The sequence below is a fragment of the Paracoccus sp. SSK6 genome, assembly GCF_039770665.1.
Classification (GTDB): Bacteria; Pseudomonadota; Alphaproteobacteria; order Rhodobacterales; family Rhodobacteraceae; genus Paracoccus.
The window spans coordinates 1-570 of sequence record NZ_JBDPNJ010000103.1; the positions used below are offsets into that span (position 1 = coordinate 1).

Consider the following 570-nt stretch of genomic DNA (forward strand, 5'->3'; position numbering starts at 1 on the left):
GAGACGTTTCCTATAGGGCAGCTTCCTGCCTGACACGGTCGTCAGACACGACCCTCTTGAAAGAGAGCAAACCCTCCTGCTCAAGGCGGCAACAGACAAGATGTTGCGGTGATCGGCAGTCTGTGAGGGCAAGGGACGGGCAAAGTTTGCTCCGAAGGCGGAAGGGGTACCTCTGAGCGATTGTCTCGTTTGTGCCTGAGGTTATCCCCTGTGAGGTAAACGCGTAACACAGAGGCATGCCCCTTGCAGATGCTGCATAGCAGCATCCCTGAGGTGTTTGTTGTGCATAAGCAGTGTTAGCGCCATCTTTTGTGCATCGAAGGTGCCAAGCCAATCCGGGCAAGGTGCACGCAAGAACAAAGACGCGAGACAAGGAAACACTATCATGGCCGCCATCGCCCACATCCAAACCGCCTCTTCCTCCTTTGGCTTTAGCCGTCTGATGGCTGCGATCCGGCACATGCAGGAAAACCGCGCCCGCCGCGTGATCTATCGCCAGACCGTACGTGAACTGAACGCCCTGACCAACCGCGACCTGGCGGACCTGGGCATCAGCCGCGCGATGATCAG

The 570-nt window shown here is 57.4% G+C and carries 1 protein-coding gene; it reads left to right on the plus strand.

The features are described 5' to 3' along the window. Window positions 1-385: 385 nt before the first annotated feature. Window positions 386-570, plus strand: a 185-nt coding sequence (locus AAIL68_RS17585) for a DUF1127 domain-containing protein (RefSeq protein ID WP_347141073.1), incomplete at its 3' end; no start/stop codon positions are given.